Origin of the sequence: Actinomadura rudentiformis, assembly GCF_008923185.1 — a bacterium.
GTDB lineage: Bacteria > Actinomycetota > Actinomycetes > Streptosporangiales > Streptosporangiaceae > Spirillospora > Spirillospora rudentiformis.
In genome coordinates this window covers 40423-55937 of record NZ_WBMT01000016.1, presented here as the reverse complement: position 1 = coordinate 55937, position 15515 = coordinate 40423, and the positions used below count along the sequence as shown (strand labels likewise).

Here is a 15515-nt window from a genome sequence, read left to right as displayed (position 1 = left end):
GCCCCGCCCCAGAGGATTCAGGCGTTCACGTTCAGCCGTTCATGGCCTCAATGAGGCTCTTGGGCCGCAGGTCGGTCCAGTTCTCCTCGACATAGGCCAGGCAGGCGTCGCGGGTGTCCTCGCCGAACGCGACGGTCCAGCCGTTGGGGATCTCGGCGAACGCGGGCCACAGGGAGTGCTGGTTCTCGTGGTTGACGAGGACGTAGTAGCGGCCCTCGGCGTCTTCGAAGGGGTTGGTGCTCATCGGGTCTCCTTGGTCAGAATGGTGCGTAGTTCGTCGGCCAGGCGCTGCACGGTCGCGCGTTCGAACAGGGCGCTGCCGTACTCCAGGAAGCACTCGACCGGGCCGTCCCCCTGCGGCTCGAAGAAGCTCACGGTGAGGTGGGCGTTGCGGGCGCCGGTCGGGACGTACTCGAAGACGACCCCGTCGATGTGGGCCATCCGGGCCTTCTCATGGTGGACGAGCATCACCTGCGGCGCGGGCAGGCCGAGGGCCTTAGCGACGCGGTCGAACGGGACGTCCTGGTGGTCCAGGGCGTTCAGGTTGCTCTCCCGGATGCGGGCCAGGAGCTCCCGGAACGTCGGATCCCCGCTGGTGTCCGTACGGAGGATCACCGTGTTGAAGAAGCAGCCGATCAGGTCGGTGAGGGCCTCTTCGGTACGGCCCGCGACGAACGACGCGATTGGCAGGTCGGTGCCGGCGCCGTTGCGGGTGAGCAGTGTCGCCAGCGCGGCCTGGAGCACCATGAACATGCTCGTGCCCGTCTGCGCGGCGAGGTCGTCGATGGCCTGGTGCAGCTCCGGTTCGAGGACGAGATGGACGTATTCGGCTCGGGACTCCTGGGTGCTCGCCAGGTCGTACGGGAGGGTCAGTTCCCGTGGTGCGTCAGACAGGTGCTCACGCCAGTAGGCGATCTGCCGTTCGACCGGAAGCGAGTGAGCCCACACGGTGTAGTCGGCGTAGGAGACCGGGAGGGGTTCCCACGCGGGGGCCTCACCTGTGAGACGAGCCGTGTAAGCGGTGGCCAGGTCATTGGCCAGTGGCACCACGGACCACTCGTCCACGCCGATGTAGTGCATGGTCAGGAGCAGCGCCTGGGCACCGGTGATATCAGTGAGCAGGCGAGCCCGGAAGGGCGGGCGGGTCAAGGCGGCTCGTTCCGCCGCGAGGGTGCGGATCGCGGCTTCCACGTCGGCGACCTGGAGGCGTTCAAGAGCGAAGTCCGCGTCGTGCTGGACGAGGCGGCCGTCGCGCTCAGCGAAGGCCGTGCGGAGAGGTTCATGACGCGTGGCGACGTCGTCCAAGGCCGCTGCCAGTGCGACCTCGTCGAGCCCGTCGGGTGAACGGAGCGCGAAGGCCATGTCGTAGGGCGCCCCGGCTCTCTGACGCGTCCACTGCCATTCCTGGGACGGAGCGGCGGGCAGGACGGACGGGCGTTCGACCGGAGTCAGGCGGGGCCGCGCGACCGTCGCATCCGAGCCGGCGCGGGCGGTCGTCGTGTCCAGATGGTCGGCGAGGTCGGCCACCGTGGGGGCGTCGAAGACGTCACGGAGGGCCAGGTCGGCGTCCAGGACGGTACGGATGCGGCCCAGCAGCCGCATGGCGGACATGGAGTGGCCGCCGAGCTCGAAGAAGTTGTCGTGGATGCCCACCTCGGGGAGTTCGAGGATCTCGGCGAAGAGCCCGGCGAGGGCCTTCTCGCGGCCGGTGACGGGACGCGCGCTTCCGACCCGGGACGACCAGTCGGGAGCCGGGAGGGCCCGGCGGTCGAGCTTGCCGTTCGGGGTGAGCGGCAGCGGACCGTCGAGCACGACGACGGCGGCGGGCACCATGTACTCCGGCAGGAGGGTCGCCACATGGGCGCGGATCTCCGCCGGGCCGGCCTGCCCGACGGCGTATCCGACCAGCCGGGTCTCCCGGCCGCTGCGGTCCGCCACGACGGCCGCCTGGGTGACGCCGGGGTGGCGGGTCATGGCGCCCGCGATCTCGCCGGGTTCGATGCGGTAGCCGCGGATCTTCACCTGGTCGTCGGCGCGGCCGAGGAAGTCCACGTTGCCGTCGGTACGCCAGCGCGCTCGGTCGCCGGTGCGGTACATGCGGGTGCCGGGCGGGCCGAACGGGCAGGCCACGAACCGTTCGGACGACAAGCCGGGACGGCCCAGGTAGCCGCGGGCCAGGCCACGACCCGTGACGTAGAGCTCGCCGGCGACGCCGGGCGGGACGGGCTGGAGACGTTCGTCCAGGACGTGGACGCGCGTGTTGGGATCCGGCACACCGATCGGGACGGCGCCCGTCCAGCCCTGTTCGGCCGGCCACAACGTCGAGTTGACCGTGGCCTCGGTCAGGCCGTACGCGGCGAGGAGGCGCAGGTGCCCCGCCCAGCGGGCGATGACGTCCGGCGGCACGGTCTCGGTGCCGACGAGGACGGCGGCGCCCTCGGGGATGTCGCAGCCGGGCGGCAGCGCGGCCACCAGGGACGGCGGCAGGATCGCGTGCGTGATCCGCTGCTCGTTCATGAAGTCGGTCAGCTCGGGTCCCGGCACCCGCGCCTCATCCGGCACCAGCACCAGCGTGCCGCCGTGGCACAGCGCCATCGACAGCTCGAAGATCGTGACGTCGAAGCCGATCGAGGCGAACTGCAGCACGCGGCTGTCCGGCCTCAGCCCCATCCGGTCCACGGCCGTGGCGACCAGGCTGCCGATGCCTTCGTGCGGCACGACGACGCCCTTCGGACGGCCGGTCGAGCCCGACGTGTAGATGACGTACGCGGCCTGGTCGAGCGCGATCGGGGCGAACACGGCGCCCGGCGCCAGATCCGCGAGGCCGGCGAGCTCGTCGGCGATCTCCGGGGAGTCCAGCGACAGCACCTCGACGTCCTCCACCTCCGGCACCTTGCCCGCGACCTGCTCGGTGACGACCACGACGGCGGCCCGCGCATCGTCGAGCATGTAGGCGAGACGGTCGCCGGGGTGGGCGAGGTCCATCGGCAGGAACGCGGCGCCCAGCTTGGTGACGCCGAGCATGACGGCGACCATCTCCACCGAACGCGGAACGGCCACGCCGACGACGCCCTCAGCGCGGACGCCATGGCGTGCGAGCAGGACCGCCATGCGATCCGACAGCGCGTCCAGCTCCGCATACGTCACCGAACGAGGGCCGTCCACGACGGCCACGGCCTCGGGCTGTTCGGCCACGAGCCGCCCGAAGAGCCCGGGGATCGTCAGCTCCTCCACGGCCCGGTCGGTCTGGTTGAAGCCGGTCAGGACCTGCTCGCGTTCCTCCTCGGTGAGCACGTCGATCCGGCCCACCGTCAGCTCCGGGTCGGCGGCCACGGCCCCGACGAGCCGCGACAGCCGCTCCCCCAGGACGGCGACCGACGAACGGTCGAAGATGTCGGAACGGAACTCCAGCACACAGCCGATCCGGCCGCTCGCGGCGTCCTCGGCGAAGCTGAAGACGAGATCGAACTTGGCCGTCCGCGCCTCCACGGGCTGCGGCACCGCCGTCAGTCCCGGCAGCGTGAAGTCGTCGCCCGCACGGTTGCGGTATCCGACCATGACCTGGAAGAGCGGGTTGCGGTCGGGCGAGCGGACCGGGTTGACCTCCTCCACCACGGCCTCGAACGGCACGTCCTGGTGGGAGAAGGCCGCCAGGTCGGTCTCGCGCACCCGGTCCACCAGCTCGGCGAACGTCGGGTCGCCCGAGACGTCGGTCCGCAGCACGAGGGTGTTGACGAAGAAGCCGACGAGCTCGTCCAGCGCCTCGTCCGTCCGCCCGGAGATCGGCGCGCCGAGCGGGAGGTCGTCGCCGGCGCCGAGCCGGTGCAGCAGCGCGGCGACGGCCGCGTGGCACACCATGAACATGCTCGCGCCGCTCCGCTGGGCGATCCGCCGCAGCCCGTCGCAGGCCGCCGGGTCGAGCTCGACGGTCAGCTCTCCGCCCGACATGGTCGGCCGGGCCGGATGGGGCCGGTCGGTGGGCAGTTCGAGCTGTTCGGGCGCACCGCGCAGGTTCTCCCGCCAGTACGCCAGCTGCCGCGCGGCCAGGCCGTCCGTCTCCAGCAGCTCGCGCTGCCAGAGGGTGTAGTCCACATATTGCACTGGCAGCGGCTCCCACTCGGGTGCCCGTCCCGCCGTGCGAGCGGCGTACGCGGTGGACAGGTCGCGCAGGAACGGCCCGTCCGACCACTCGTCGGTCGTGATGTGATGCAGCAGCAGCGCCACGACGTGCTCGTCCGGCACATGCTCATCCGTTGCGAGCCGGACGACCGTCGCGCGCAGCGGAGGCTCCACGGCCAGGTCGAACGGCCGGCCCAGCGCCATCGCGAGCACCGCGTCGAGCTGCGCCTCGGTCGCCTCCAGCAACGCGAACTCCGGCCGGGCGTCCTCGACGGGCAGCACCCGCTGGAACGGCCGGCCCTCGCGCTCGACGATCAGCGTGCGCAGCGCCTCATGCCGTGCCATCACATCGCCCAGCGCGTCCCGCAGAGCTTCCACGTCCAGCGCGCCGCGCAGCCGCATGACCAGCGGGAAGTTGTACGCGGCGGACGATTCCTCCAGCTGCTCGATCAACCACAGCCGCTGCTGCGCGTACGACAACGGCGGCTCGGCGGGCCGTTCCGGCACGGCGACCAGCTCGGGACGGCGGCCCGCGGTCGAGGAGGCCGCCCGTTCCGCCAGCTCGGCGACCGTCGGCGCCTCGAAGAGATCGCGGATCGCGAGCTCCGCGCCGAGCGCCGCCCGGGCGCGGCTGACCAGCCGCGTCGCCAGCAGCGAGTGCCCGCCCAGATCGAAGAAGTCGTCATCGATGCCGACCCGCTCGACCCCGAGCAGCTCGGCGAAGATCTCGCACAGCAGCTGCTCGCGCGGGGAGCGCGGCGGGCGGCTGTCGGCGCCGGTGCTCACCTCGGGCTTGGGCAGGGCCCGCACGTCGAGCTTGCCGTTCACGGTGATCGGCAGCCGGTCCACGAGCATCAGCGCCGCCGGGACCATGTAGCCCGGCAACCGCACCTTCAGCGCCTCGCGCAGCGCCGTGACCAGCTCGTCCGCAGCGCCGATTTCGGTGGCGTCGACCGGCCCCGCCGGGACGACATAGCCGACGAGCCGCTTGACGCCGCCCGGCCCGGAGCCGTCGGCGACGACGGCCGCGTGGGCGACCAGCGGGTGATCCTCCAGCGCGGCGCCGATCTCGCCCAGCTCGACCCGGTAACCCCGGATCTTCACCTGGTCGTCGGTCCGCCCGAGGAAGTCGAGGTTGCCGTCGGGCCGCCGCCGCACCAGGTCACCCGTCCGGTACATCCGCGCTCCGGGCTCGTCGCTGAACGGGTCGGCGACGAAGCTCGCGGCGGTCAGCCCCGGCCGCCGGTGGTAGCCACGGGCCAGGCCCACACCGCTGATGTAGAGCTCGCCGGGGGTGCCCGGCGGCACCGGGCGCAGCGCCGCATCGAGGATGTATGCGCGCGTGTTCCAGATCGGGCGGCCAACGGTCGAGGTCCCGCTGTCGTCCGTGGACGCGCCGAGGGTGTTGATCGTGTACTCGGTGGGCCCGTACAGGTTGTAGCCGAACGTCCCGGGCGTCTCGCGCAGCGTGGACCACACGGTCTCCGACACCGCCTCGCCGCCGAGCAGCACCAGCGGCGGCCGGTGGCCGTCCAGCAGTCCCTCGTCGATGAGGTGATGGGCGTACGTGGGCGTCACGTTGACGACGTCGATCAGCTCGCGATCGCAGTAGGCCACCAGCGCCTCGGCGTCACGCCGCAGGTTCTCGTCGGAGACGTGGACCTCGTGGCCCTCGATCAGCCACAGCAGCTCTTCCCACGACATGTCGAACGCGAACGACACCGTGTGCGCGATCCGCAGCCGCCGTCCCCCCACCGAGGCGATCGTCGGCTCGAAGATCGCCTCACGGTGGTTGAACTGCATGTTCGTCAGGCCGCGATAAGGAGTGACGACGCCCTTCGGGCGACCGGTCGAGCCCGACGTGTAGATCACGTACGCCGGGTGCTCCAGCCGGTGCGGCAGGTCGCGGGCGAACGCGGGCCGTTCCGCGTCGTCCAGCGCCTCACCCGGCAGCCCGGCCAGCTCGGCCGCGATCGCGCCGTCGTCGACCAGAATGCGATCGACTCCGGCATCCGGCAGCGTCGCCGCGACGGCCGTGGTCGTCAGGACGCACGCCGGGGCGGTGTCGCCCAGCATGAACTCCAGCCGTTCGGCCGGGTACTCCAGGTCCAGCGGCAGGTAGGCCGCTCCCGTCTGGAGGACCGCGAACAGAGCGACGACCATCTCGACCGAACGCGGCAGGGCCAGCGCCACCACGCGTTCCGGTGCCGCACCGCGCGCCAGCAGCAGCCGTGCCATGCGGTTGACGCGCGCGTCGAGCTCGCCGTAGGTCAGCCTTTCCGCACCGAACACGAGCGCGATCTCGTCCGGGATGCGAGCCGCGCGCTCGGACAGCAGCTCGGCCACGGTGACGGACGGCAGGGGCCGCCGCGACGCGTCCCATTCCTCCCCAAGGCTCCGCCGCTCCGCCGGCAGCAGCATGTCGAGCCCGCCGACCTGGTCCGCGAGACCCGCCGGCAGCTGGTCGAGCAGCATGGTGAAGCGGTCGAGCAGCGCGCTCGCCTCGTGGTCCTCGAACGCGTCGGGACGGTAGGACAGCGTCACGCGCAGCCGCCTGCCCTGCGTCACGATGAGGGTGACCGGGTAGTGCGTCGCGTCGACATTGGCAACGTCCACGATGCCGTTGCGGCGCGTGAACTCCAGCATCCGCTCCTCGCCGTCGGCGTCGCGCAGCACGAACAGCGTGTCGAAAAGCCGCCGGTGCCCGGTCTCGCGCTGCAGGTCGCCGAGCCCGAGGTGCTCGTACGGCATCAGCGCCACGCGCTCGTCCTGAACGCGGCGCAGCAGGTCGAGCACGGACTCGCCGGGCTTCAGCGTGATCCGCACCGGCACCGTGTTGAGGAACATCCCGATGATGTTCTCGACCTCGGGCACCGCCACCGGGCGCCCGGCTACCGCCGTGCCGAAGACCACGTCGTCACGGCCGACGGCGGCGGACAGCACGAGCCCCCAGGCCGCGTTGAGCATGGTGTTGAGCGTGAGGCCCTGCTCGCGGGCCGTGCCGCGCAGCCGGTCGCCCAGCTCGGCCGGGAGCTCGATGTCGAGGTTGCGCGGGATCATGGGCTGCAGGCCGTCGTCGGCGGGCCGCACCAGCGTCGGCTCGTCGAGCCCGGCCAGGGCGTCGCTCCAGGCCCCGAGGGCCGCGTCCGCGTCCTGGCCCGCCAGCCAGCCGAGGTAGTCGCGGTAGTTGCCGGGACGCGGCATGCCGCTGTCGTCGCCTGCCTGCGCGTACAGGGTGAAGAGCTGCTCCAGGACCAACCACGCCGACCAGCCGTCCCACAGGATCAGATGGTGGCTGATCACCAGCCGGTCACGACCGCCGCCGAGCCGGATGAGCAGGAGCCGCATCGCCGGCGGGCTCGTCAGATCGAACCGCTCGGTCCGGTCGGCGGCCAGCAGCGCGGCCACCCGCTCCTCCTGCTCCGCGACCGGCAGCGACGACAGGTCGATCTCACGCAGCGGCGGCGGCACGTCCGCCCCGACGAACTGCACCGGCCGCGGCAGGCCCTCACCCGTGAACCCCACCCGCAGGCTCGGGTTGCGCGCCAGCAGCGCCGCGCAGGCCGCCCTGAGCCGGTCGGCGTCGACGCGCTCGTCGAACGAGAAGACCTCCTGCGAGGTGTAGACGTCGATCGCGCCGGTGTCGTAGGTGGCGTGGAAGTAGATGCCCTCCTGCAACGGGGAGAGCGGCCAGACGTCCTCGACCGGGACGGGGCTGGTCGCGCGCACCCGCTCGAGCTCCTGATCCGTGAGCTCGACCAGCTCGGCCTCGTCCAGCGACTCCGCCCGCACGCCCTCGTCAACGAAGGCCGCCGCCAGCGCGGCGGGTGTGCGGTACGTGAAGACGTCACGCGGGCTGATCGGCAGTCCGGCCTTGCGGGCACGGCCGGAGACCGTGATCGAGGCGATGCTGTCCCCGCCGAGGACGAAGAAGTCGTCGTCCGCCCCGACGTCGATGCCGAGCAGTGCGCCGAAGATCTCGCAGAGCACCCGTTCCCGCTCGTTCGCCGCGGCTCGCACCTCGCGAGGTCCGGTCTCCGGCTCGGGAAGGGCGGCACGGTCGAGCTTGCCGTTCGGTGTGAGGGGCAGCGCGTCCAGCACGACCACCACGCTCGGCACCATCGGCGCGGGCAGCGCCGCGGCCACTGCCGTACGCAGTTCCGCCGGGTCCAGGTCCGCACCGGGCGCCCCCACCACGTAGCCGATCAGGCGCGCGCCCGTCCCTTCACCCCGGATGAGGGCCACGGCGCCCGTGACACCGTCCTCGCCGGCAAGACGGGCCTCGACCTCGCCGAGCTCGATGCGGTTGCCACGCAACTTGACCTGATGATCGGTCCGCCCCATGTATTCCAGCCGGCCGTCGGGGAGGCGCCGCACGAGGTCTCCCGTCCGGTACATGCGCTCGCCGGGCGGCCCGTACGGGTCGGCCACGAAGCGTGCGGCGGTCAGCGCGGCCCGCGCGTGATAGCCGAGCGCGAGCTGGTCTCCCGCGATGTACAGCTCACCGGGCACGCCCGCCGGGACATGGCGCAGGCAGGTGTCGAGAACGTACAGCCGGGTGTTCCAGACCGGCCCGCCGATCGGCACTCCGTCACCTTCCACGGGCGCCGCGCCATCGGCCCAGGTGACATGGACGGTCGTTTCGGTCGGGCCGTAGAGGTTCTGCACAGGGGTCCCGGTCAGTTCCAGCCACCGCCGTGCCGCGTCGGCGCTCAGGGCCTCGCCGGCGGCGAACGCCTTGCGCAGGCTCACGGCCCAGGAACCGTCCGCGAGCTCCTCGGTCGCCAGCATGGCCTGAAGGACTGACGGCACGAAGTTGAGCATCGTGACGCGCCGTCGCTGGATGAGCTCTGCCAAGTGGAGCGGATCGTAGTGGCCGCCGGGTTCGGCGAGGACAAGGGCGCCACCCGCGCACAACGGCCAGAAGAGCTGCCAGACGGACACGTCGAAACCGGCCGACGCCTGCTGCAGCATGCGGTCGCCGGCGTCCATGCCGAACATGCCCTGCGTCCACGTCAAATGGCCGACGATGGCGCGGTGGGTCACGATGACGCCCTTGGGACGTCCGGTCGAGCCGGAGGTGTAGATGAGGTACGCCGGGTCGTCCGGCCGCGCCGGAACCACCTCGGTGCCGACGTCGTCCAGATCGTCCGCCGCGTCGACGAGGAGACGCTCGACACCGTCGAAGCCCGGGGCGTCGGCCGTCGTGACGACGGTGCGCGCTCCGGAGTCGGCCAGCATGAACGCCAGCCGGTCGGCCGGGTAGTCGACGTCGAGAGGCACGTAGGCGGCGCCGGACTTCAGCACGCCGAGCAGCGCGACCACCAGCTCGACCGAGCGGGGGATCGCGACGGCGACGAACGAGCCCGGCCCGGCGCCCCTGACGGCCAGACGACGTGCGAGCCGATCCGCACGCCGCTCCAGTTCCGCGTAGGAGACCTCGGAGTCGCCGAAGATGACGGCCGTCGCGTCCGGCGTGCGCGCGGCTTGCGCCGCGATCGAGGACGCCAGCGTCTCCGCCGGGATCTCCTTCGTCTCCCCCATCAGCGTCGCGTCCGCGCGTGCGGACGGCGACAGCAGGTCGAGCCGCCCCACCGGCGTCTCGGCACCGGTGGCGACCGCCTCCAGCAGGCGGACGAGCCCGTCCGACAACTGGCGGACCGTCTCCGGCCCGAGCCGCGCCAGGTCATGGGTGAACCGCAGTTCCAGCCGTTCGCCCGGCAGGACGATCAGCGACAGCGGATAGTGCGTGGCGTCGCGGACGTCCGCGCCGGAGATGTGGAACGCGGCGCCGGACGCGCGCAGGTCGTCGCCCAGCGGGTAGTTCTCGACCGCAATGAGGGTGTCGAAGAGACCGTGCGTCCCCCCGTCCGCGAACCCGGTGAGCCGCTGGATCTCGGCCAGCCCGAGGTGCTGGTGGTCGAGCAGCTCGGCCTGCCGGTCCTGAAGCCGGGTGAAGAGCGCCGCGAACGGCTCGTCCGGCCGCCAGGTCACCCGCACCGGCAGGGTGTTGACCAGCAGGCCCACCATCGACTCGATGCCGTCGATCGCGGCCTCGCGGCCGGAGACCGCCGAGCCGAAGACCACGTCCCGGCGCCCGGTCACGCGGCCCAGCAGGAGTCCCCACGCGCCCTGGACGACCGTGCCCAGGGTCAGACCGCGCGAACGGGCCCACGCGAGGAGTTCGCGGAAGACGGCGTCGCCCAAGTGGGCGTGCACCCGTCCGATCCGTGCCGGCGCGGCGTCCACGCCGGCGCCCGCCCCGGCGAGCAGGGTCGGCTCGTCCAGGCCGGCGAGCGCCTCGCGCCAGGCGTCACGCGCCGCCTCCCTGTCACGGCCCGCCAGCCAGGTGAAATAGTCGCGGTAGGACGCGGGTTCGGCCTGCCGGGCGTCGGCGCCGGCCGCGAGCTCGCGCAGCATGATCGGCCCCGACCAGCCGTCCGAGATCAGATGGTGCAGCGTGAGAACGAGCGAGTGCCGGCCGTCGTCGCCACGCACGAACACGGCGCGCAGCAGAGGAGGCGCGGCGAGGTCGAAACGGTGCGCCAGTTCCTCGTCCGCCACCGCCTCGGCGTCCGCCCCGTCCACCTCGCGCCACGGCACGGCGGTCGTCGCCGGGATGAACTGCACGAGCCGGCCGTCCGCCCGCTGCAGGAACCCTGCGCGCAGCGGCGCGTGGCGGTCGAGCAGCGACTGCACCGCGCGGCGCAGCTCGTGCGCGTCCACGTCCCCGCTGAGCTCCAGGATCTGCTGAACGGTGTAGGCGTCGGCGGCGTCCTGGTCGTAGAGCGCGTGAAAGAGCAGGCCTTCCTGGAGCGGCGTGACCGGCAGAACGTCCGACAACTCCCCGAACGCCGCCTCCAGCTGGTCGATCTCCTCCTGTGCGATCGCCGCGAGTGGGAAGTCCGACGGGGTGTGGCCGCCGACGTCCAGGCAGCGCAGGTGCGCGACCAAGCCGCGCAGCGCCTCCAGCCAGGCCCCGGCGAGGTCGGTGACATCGGCGAAGTCCAGCACGCCCTCGGGCCACGACCAGGTCGCGCTCAGCTCCGGCCCGGTCTCGGCGTCGTCCCGGACGATCACATTGATCTCCAGCGTGTGCGCGAGCGGCATGCGCGGGTCGCGTCCCGCCGCACGCGGCTCGTCCCCGCCGGACCGTTCCGCCCGGAAACGGCCCAGGTAGTTGAAGAGCACCTGCGCCCCGGCGGCCTCACCCGCGTAGCCGAGCCCGGCGACCACGGGCACGGCGCGGACTTGTTCCTTGACCCGCTTGAACGCGCGTCCGACGGCCGCGCCGCCCGCGGTGAAGTCGTCCCAGTCGACCGGACCCGCCGCGAGCCGGACCGGCCGGAGGGTGGTGAACCAGCCGACCGTCCGCGTGAGGTCGGCGTCACCGGCTACCTCGTCCTGCTCGCGGCCGTGCCCTTGCAGGTGAACGAGCAGCTCGGAGTGCTCCGCGCGCCATCCCGCCACGGCGGCCGCGAGCGCGGTGAGCATCGCGTCGTCGGCCGTGCCGTGGTAGGCGGCGGGCACGGCGGTGAGCAGTTCCGCGGTCATGTCGGCGGGCAGCGACACCGTCAGCGAGCGTTCGCCGACGGCGAGGTCGCGTTCGCGGTCCAGCGGGCGGTCGCCGAACACGGCGACCGGCTCACCGGCCACGTCCCGCCACGCGCTGGCGTCGGACGTCCGCGCGTCGGCGGTGATCAGTCGTGACCATGCGCCGAACGAGGTGACGACCGGCTCCAGATCCTCCCCCGCCAGAGCCCGCGCAAAGTCGGAGGCGAGGATCCGCGACGAGACGCCGTCGACCACCAGGTGATGACCGACCAGCAGGAGCCGCCCTTCGCCGGGGCACCACACGGCCTGGAGCATCGTCCCTGACTCGAGGTCGAGCCGCGCCGCGGCCCGTTCCCGATGCGCGGCCAGGGTGCCCGGCGGTACCCGTTCGATCAGGTCGGTGGCCCGGACCGAGCCGGGCGGCGGGACGTGCAGCGTCCAGTCGGCGGGGTCCAGCCGTGCCCGCACCATGCCGTGGTGGTCGATGACGGTCTGCAGCGCGGCGGTGAGGGTCTCGGCGTCCAGGTCAGCCGGGACGTCGACCACCACCGACTGGTGGAACGCGTCGATCTCCCCGCCCTGGGCGCGCAGCCAACGCATGATCGGGGTCGGCTCGACGATTCCGACGCCCGGGTCGTGCGGGCGTTCGGCGTCGGCATCGGCCGTCCCGACGGCGGCCGCCGCCAGCGCGGCAACGGTCCGGCGCCAGAAGACGTCGCGCGGGGTGAGGGCGAGCCCGGCCCGGCGGGCACGGTTGACCAACTGGATCGCGACGATGCTGTCGCCGCCCAGCTCGAAGAAGGAGTCGTGGATCCCGACCGCGGGCAGGCCGAGCACCTCGGCGAACAGCGCCGCGAGAGTGTGCTCGGCGGGCGTCTCGGGCGGGGCGTCACCGGCGCTCGCCGTCCACTCCGGCTCCGGCAGGGCGTCCTTGTCGAGCTTGCCGTTGGGGGTCAGCGGCAGCGTCCCGGCCAGCACGACGATCGTGCCGGGCACCATGTAGTCGGGCAGCTGGGCGGCCGCGAAGGTCCGCAGCTCCGCGACGTCAAGCCCGCCATCGGTCGCGGCGGCGCCGGTCGTTGAGGCGCCGGTCGTTGAGGCGCCGGTCACGTAGGCGACGAGGCGCTTGGCCCCGCGGTGGTCCTCGCGGGCGACGACGGCGGCCTGGGCCACGGCGTCGTGCGCCATCAGGGCGCTCTCGACCTCGCCCGGCTCGATGCGGAAACCACGGATCTTGATCTGGCCGTCGCCTCGGCCGAGGAAGTCGATGTTTCCGTCCGGGCGCCAGCGGGCGCGGTCGCCGGTGCGGTACATGCGGTCACCGGGCTCGCCGAACGGGTCGGCGACGAACCGTTCGGAGGTCAGGCCGGGCCTGCCGAGATAGCCGCGGGCCAGCCCGCGACCGGCGACGTACAGCTCACCCGCGACGCCGGGCGGGACGGGGCGCAGCGCCGAGTCGAGGATGTAGCAGCGGGTCCCCGGGTCGGGCACGCCGATGGGCACTGGCCCCTCGGCCCCCGGCTCGGCGAGCCAGAGCGTGGAGTTGACGCTCGCCTCGGTCAGGCCGTACGCGACGACGACCCGCATCCGGTCGCCCCACCGCGCGATGAGCTCGGCGGGCACCGCCTCTGTGCCGACGACCAGCACGGCGCCCGCGGGCAGCTCGCACTCCGCCGGCAGCGCCGCCACCAGCGAGGGCGGCAGGATCATGTGGGTGGCGCGGTGCTCGGCGAGGTAGCCGGTCAGCTCCTCCCCCGCGACGCGCCGGTCGGCCGGGACGACGATGGCCGTTCCGCCGACGCACAACGACATGACCAGGTCCCAGACCGCGACGTCGAAGCCGACCGACGCGAACTGCACGACCCGGCTGCCGGGCGCGACACCGAGCCGTTCGACGGCGGTCGCGATGAGGCTGCCGATCCCGTCATGGGACACCACGACGCCCTTGGGACGGCCGGTCGAGCCTGAGGTGTAGATGACGTACGCGGCGCGGCCGATGTCACCGCCGGTCGGATCCGGCAGGTCGTCCTCGTCCAGGCCCGCAAGCTCGTCCACGACGGCCGGATCGTCCAGCAGCACGTGCGGGATGGCCGGAAGGTCGCCGGCGAGTTCGCTCAAGGAGACGACGGCACGCGCGCCGGAGTCCTCCACCATGTACGCGACGCGGTCCGCTGGATGGTCCAGGTCGAGGGGCAGATAGGCGGCGCCCGCCTTCATCACGCCGAACAGCGCCACGACCATGTCGGCCGAACGCGGCACGGCGACTGCGACGACGTCCTCGGCGGCCACGCCACGGCGGCGCAGGAGCCGGGCGAGCCGGTTGGCCCGGCCGTTGAGCTCCCGGTAGGTCAGCCGCTCGGACTCGCAGATCACCGCGATCTCGTCCGGCGTCTCCGCGACGCGGCGTTCGAACGCGGCCGTCCACGACAGTTCCTGGACCTCCGGAACCGAACCCCCGAACTCGTCGAGCACCTGCCGGCGTTCGTCGGACGTCGTGAGGTCGATGGCGCCCAGCGGACGGTCGGGGTGCTCGATCATCGCGTCGAGCACGGCGAGGAGCCGCCGCTCGTGTGCGGCCAGCTCGTCCGGGCCGCACACCGCCGCGTCGGCGTCCAGGTCGATCCGGACGCCCTGCCCCGCAGGACGGTCGTACATGACTACGGACAGGTCGCTGACCGGCCCGAGCGAGTGGTATTGGACCGTGACAGGGAGATCCCCGAAGTGGATCCCCTCGTGATACGGCATGACGTTGACGGTCGGCCCGATCAGCTCGCGCAGGCCGCCCGGTTTGCCGAGTTCCCGGGCGAGGTCCTCGCCGCGGTACCGGCCGTGCGCGGCGAGGTCGCGGATCTCCTGCGCCACCGCAGCGATCAGCTCGGCGGGGGTCGTGTCCGGCCGCACGGTGAGGCGCAACGGCAGGACGTTGGACAACAGGCCCGGTGAGTCCCGCAGACCGGCGTCCAGGCGGCCGGTGACGGGCAGGCCGAGCACCACGTCCTGCACGCCCGTCGACCGGTGGAGGTAGGCGGCCACGGCCGCGATCGCCAGCCGCGAGAAACGGGTCCCCACGTCAGCGGCGACCGCCCGGCCGCGCCCGGTGAGGTCGGCCGCCAGCTCGGCCGTCCGCCGCTCGAACGCGCGTGCCTGAACCGGCGGGCACTCCACGAGCCGGGCCGGCTCGTCGGGAAGACCCGCCAGCCGGGCACGCCAGAACTCGTGGTCGGCCTCGTGCGACTCGGAACGCCGGTACTCGCCGTCAGAGGCGACCAGCCGCGACAACGACCAGGCCGGGGCGGCGGCCTCCGGGTCTCCGTACAGCGCGGCCGCCCGCAGGATGAGATTCAGGATGCCTGAGCCGTCGGTGACGAGGTGGTGGTAGCGGTGATACCACCAGATCCGCCCGTCGCCCAGCACGATGACCGCGTGCGCGAAGAGCGGGCCCCCGGCGAGATCGGCGACCCGCCCCATGTCCGCGCCGATCCAGGCGCGGGCAGCCGACTCGGGATCGGGCTCGGCGGCCAGATCCAGCATGGTGGGCGACCACTCACCGCAGGGCCGTGCGATCTGGACCGGCCGCCCGTCCCGTTCGCCGAACACGACATGGAGGCTGTCCGCCTCCATGACGGTCTGGCGCACGGCGGCGGCGAGCCGCGCCGGGTCCGCGCCCGGTGGCAGTTCGACGTGACAGCCGACCGTGTAGGCCGGGCTGTCCGGCTCGATTTGCTGAGCCAGCCAGATTCCGGCCTGTGCCCCGGTCAGAGGCAGCTCGAACCCGCCACCGGACATCGTCCCCTAGCCTTTCCGCACGTTGCCGCAGTGAGTGTCGTCGTTCCCGTCCCGCT

At 72.5% G+C, this 15515-nt stretch carries 2 protein-coding genes; both read right to left on the bottom strand.

The features are described 5' to 3' along the window. Positions 1–31 precede the first annotated feature (31 nt). Positions 32–244, bottom strand: coding sequence for an MbtH family protein (locus tag F8566_RS30700; protein ID WP_151565347.1), 213 nt, complete (start codon positions 242–244; stop codon positions 32–34). After that, the gene (locus tag F8566_RS30695; RefSeq protein ID WP_151565346.1) at positions 241–15459 is read right to left on the bottom strand and encodes a non-ribosomal peptide synthetase; all 15219 of its coding nucleotides are present in this window, start codon (positions 15457–15459) and stop codon (positions 241–243) included. The genes F8566_RS30700 and F8566_RS30695 overlap by 4 nt, the downstream gene beginning before the upstream one ends. Positions 15460–15515: the final 56 nt, after the last annotated feature.